Raw genomic sequence first — 3943 nt, forward strand, 5'->3', positions numbered from 1 at the left:
ACAGCGCCCGGTCACAGCGAGTGGTCACAGCGCCCGTTTCAGCGCCCGTTCCATTCGCGTGATGAACCCCGCCGGTTGATCCGATGCCATGGCCACCGCCGGAACCGAGGCGATCACCTTGCCCTCGGCGCTCACCGTGATCGTGCCGACGGTTGCTCCCTTGGCGATCGCGGTTTTCGGTGGCGTGTCATAAGTGACCACCGTCTTGAAATTCTTGGCGGCGATTGTTGGCACCGTCATCACCACATCATGCGCCGCCGCGACCGGAATGCTGGTGACCTGATCATCCGGCACCGGCATCGACCCCACGATTCGCCCGGCGCTGACCACGGTGGCGTCGGTGTAGAATTGATAGCCGTAATCGAGCAATGCCTCGATGTCGTTGGTGCTGGTGACCCAGCTCGGCCCGCCCAGCACCACAGCGATCAGCCGCCGGTTATTGCGCACGGATGTTGCATCGATGCAGTGCCCGGCCTCGTTCGTGCGGCCGGTTTTCAGCCCATCGACCGTTGGATCGCGAAACAGCACCGGATTCCAGCTCCGCTGGCGGATTTTGTCGAAGGTATAGTGCTTGTGGACCGAAATTTTGAGATATGCCGGGTATTTGGTCACGATCGCGCGGGACAGGAGGGCGACGTCCAGCGCCGTTGTCCGCAGCGTCGGGTCTGGCAGGCCATCGACATTGACGTAATGCGTGCCGGTGAGATGCAGCGCCGCCGCCTCATGGTTCATCAACCCGACGAACGAGGCCCGGCTGCCCGCCACCGCCTGGGCCAGCGCCACCGCCGCATCATTGCCGGAATCGATGATCAGCCCATGCAACAGCTGGTCGACCGTGACCGTCATGCCCGGCGAGATGAACATGCGCGAGCCGCCGGTGTGCCAGGCGGCGTCGCTGACCGGCACGGTCTGGTCGAGTTTCAACGTGCCGTGCGCGATCGCCTGATAGACCAGATACGCGGTCATCAGCTTGGTCAGGCTGGCCGGCGGCCATGCCAGGTTCGGCGATTTTTCCGCAATCACGGCGCCGGTTTCAGCATCCATCAGCACATAGGCCGCCTGGGCCGGCAGCAGCGGCGGCGCGGCCATGCCCGCGACGGCGAGAGGGGCGGTTGGCGGTGGCCCGGCGGGAATTGCCGGGGTTGACGCCGTTTTGGCCGCATGGCCGGCCGGCTTGCCCTTGTGGGGCGGCACCGCCGCGATCGCGGGCAGGGCGATCGAGAGCAGGGCGATGGTGCTGAGGAGTGATGCGGTGTGGCGCTTCATGTCATGGTCCGGGCGGTTGGTGGGACCCCGTCCTACAATCCCCCGCCGTGTCGGCGCAAATCACGCAGGCGTGGCGGCGCGCGGCACCGCCGCTTCCTTGACTTCCGGCGCCCCGCACGGTTGAAGCTGCATCCGCATAGGAATTGATCGAATATGGCGCAACAACCCCAATCCACCGGCGGCGTGATCAAGGAATGGATCGTGACGCTGCTCTACGTCGTCGTGATCGCGGTGGTGATCCGCTCGTTCCTGTTCGAGCCGTTTTTCATTCCCTCCGGCAGCCTGACGCCGACTCTGCTGCCCGGGGATTTCGTGCTGGTCACCAAATATAATTACGGTTATTCGCGCTGGTCGTTCCCGTTCGGGGAACCCGATTTCAAGGGCCGCATTTTCGGCTCGCTGCCCAAACAGGGCCAGATCGCGGTGTTTGCGTTGCCGCGCGACCCCAGCATCGATTACATCAAGCGCGTGATCGGTGAACCGGGCGATACCGTTCAGGTCACGGACGGGCAGCTTTATATCAACGGCCGCGAAGTTCCCCGCACACCGGATGGCACCTATGTCGAGACCCCGCTCGACGATGGCCAGGGCGTGCCGATCACGGTCAAGAAATACATCGAACATCTGCCGGATGGCGTTAATCACTATATTCTGAAGGCGACCAGCCAGGGTTTCGCCAATAATACGCCGGTCTATCATGTGCCGCCCGATCACTTGTTCATGATGGGCGACAATCGTGATTTCAGCGAGGATTCCCGCTTTCTCGACGCCGTGGGCTATATTCCGCTCCAGAATTTCGTCGGCCGCGCCCGGTTCATCTGGTTTTCGATCCGGCTCGATCATCCGTGGTGGGAAGTGTGGTACTGGCCGGTCGATATCCGGTGGGACCGGCTGTTCACGGTCATTAAATGAGCAGCAAGGCCGAGGCGCTGCTCGGCCATGAGTTCAGCCGCAAGCAATTGCTGGCCGAGGCGCTGACGCATCGCTCCGCGGTGGGGCAGGGGGGCATGGCGTCGAACGAACGGCTGGAGTTTATCGGCGACCGTGTGCTCGGCCTGCTGATCGCGGAGTGGTTGATCGAGCGCTATCCGCGCGAGCGGGAAGGCGGCTTGGGGCCGCGCCTCGCGCATCTGGTGTCGCGCCCCTCGCTCGCCGCGATCGCCGAGGCGATCGGGCTGGCTGATCTGCTCGATGTGTCGCCGGGTGAGTCGCGGCGGGGCGTGCGCAACCGTTCGACCGTGCTGGCCGATGCGCTGGAAGCCTTGATCGGCGCCCTTTATGCCGATGGCGGGTTGACGCCGGCGCGCAATTTCATTCGCCGTGCCTTCGCCCCGCGGATCGATGCGCAGGATTCGGCGCCGCCGAAGGATGCCAAGACCGCCTTGCAGGAATTTGCCCTGGCGCGCGGCCCGGTGCTGCCGGCCTATGCCGTGATGGCGCGCACCGGGCCATCGCACGCGCCGAAGTTTCACATTCGGGTGACGATTGGGGCGGATTTCGCCGAGGGGCAAGCCGGCACCAAGCGCGAGGCCGAACAGATCGCTGCACGTATTTTATTGGATCGACTCACATCATGACGACACGCTGCGGCTATGTCGCGCTGCTCGGCCGGCCGAATGCCGGCAAATCGACCCTGCTCAATCAGGCGGTGGGGGCGAAGGTTTCGATCGTGACACCGAAGGCGCAGACCACGCGGTTCCGGGTTTCGGGCATCGTGATGCGCGGAGAGTCGCAAATCGTGTTGATCGACACACCCGGCCTGTTCGCGCCGAAGCGCCGGCTGGACCGCGCGATGGTGGCGGCGGCGTGGGATAGTGTGGCGGGCGCGGATCTGGCGTGCATGCTGGTCGATGCGTTTCGCGCCAAGCCCGATGATCTGGTCGAGCCGCTGGAGGCGTTGGCCCGCACCGGGCGCAAGCGCTGGTTGATCCTGAACAAGATCGATCTGCTGGCGCGCGAGAAACTGCTGCCGTTGGCCGAGACTTTGGCGAAGATGGGCAGTTTCGCCGAGGTGTTCATGGTGAGCGCGCTCAAGCGCGACGGGATCGACCGGTTGCTCGATGCGATGGCGGCGGCGATGCCCGAAGGGCCGCATTTATACCCCACGGACGAGTTGACCGACCAGACCGACCGCATGCTGGCGGCCGAATTGGTGCGCGAACAGATTTTCATGCAGCTGCGCGAGGAAATTCCCTACGGCGCTTCGGTCGAGACCGAGAGTTTCAAGGATATGGCGGATGGTTCGGCGCGGATCGAGGTGACGGTGTATGTCGCGCGGGTGGCGCATAAAAAGATCATGCTCGGCGAAGGTGGGGCGCAGATCAAATCGATCGGCAGCAAGGCCCGCGGCCAGCTTGAGCGTTTGCTGGACCGGCGGGTGCATCTGTTCCTGAACGTGAAGGATCGGCCGGGGTGGGATGAGGAATCGGCGCGGTTGCGGGCGTTGGGGTTGGAGGGTTAGAGCGATATGCGATTAAGTTGACGCGGCAGCGGCAACATAATCGCATATCGCTCTAGGCGGCCAGGCGTCGCAAATGGTAATCGGCGTCACCGAATTGCATCTCGATCATGGTCAGGCGCTTGAACAGATGGCCGGCCTTGTATTCCATGGTGACGCCGATACCGCCGTGCAGCTGGATCGCTTGCTGGCCGACGAATTTGGCGGCCTTGCCGACGG

The 3943-nt window shown here is 63.7% G+C and carries 4 protein-coding genes; 3 read left to right on the top strand and 1 reads right to left on the bottom strand.

All coding sequences use genetic code 11. From position 1 onward, the window contains the following. Positions 1-24 precede the first annotated feature (24 nt). Positions 25-1266 carry a D-alanyl-D-alanine carboxypeptidase family protein gene (locus ACP5E6_RS14240; protein ID WP_427954996.1) on the bottom strand — a complete coding sequence of 414 codons (1242 nt, stop codon included), beginning with the start codon at positions 1264-1266 and terminating at the stop codon, positions 25-27. Positions 1267-1419: 153 nt separating this feature from the next. Here ACP5E6_RS14240 and lepB point away from each other — a divergent pair, with 153 nt between their 5' ends. Genes lepB through era form a run of 3 tightly spaced genes read left to right on the top strand, consistent with a single transcriptional unit; the run spans position 1420 to position 3727 of the window. Beyond that, entirely contained in the window at positions 1420-2178 is a 759-nt protein-coding gene (gene lepB, locus ACP5E6_RS14245; RefSeq protein WP_427954997.1) for a signal peptidase I, read from the top strand. Further along, a complete protein-coding gene (gene rnc / locus ACP5E6_RS14250) occupies positions 2175-2843 on the top strand; it encodes a ribonuclease III (RefSeq protein ID WP_427954999.1) in 669 nt (222 codons plus the stop codon). The genes lepB and rnc overlap by 4 nt, the downstream gene beginning before the upstream one ends. Continuing rightward, positions 2840-3727: a GTPase Era gene (gene era / locus ACP5E6_RS14255; protein WP_427955001.1), complete on the top strand. Its 888-nt coding sequence runs from the start codon at positions 2840-2842 to the stop codon at positions 3725-3727. Before rnc ends, era begins: the two co-directional genes overlap by 4 nt. Positions 3728-3943: the final 216 nt, after the last annotated feature.

The organism is Acidiphilium sp., assembly GCF_049977125.1.
Taxonomy (GTDB): Bacteria; Pseudomonadota; Alphaproteobacteria; order Acetobacterales; family Acetobacteraceae; genus Acidiphilium.

Excerpts from the sequence above, each read along its gene's own strand:
- ACP5E6_RS14240 (WP_427954996.1), bottom strand. The coding sequence starts at position 1,266 with ATGAAGCGCCACACCGCATCACTCCTCAGCACCATCGCCCTGCTCTCG.
- lepB (WP_427954997.1), top strand. The coding sequence starts at position 1,420 with ATGGCGCAACAACCCCAATCCACCGGCGGCGTGATCAAGGAATGGATC.
- rnc (WP_427954999.1), top strand. The coding sequence starts at position 2,175 with ATGAGCAGCAAGGCCGAGGCGCTGCTCGGCCATGAGTTCAGCCGCAAG.
- era (WP_427955001.1), top strand. The coding sequence starts at position 2,840 with ATGACGACACGCTGCGGCTATGTCGCGCTGCTCGGCCGGCCGAATGCC.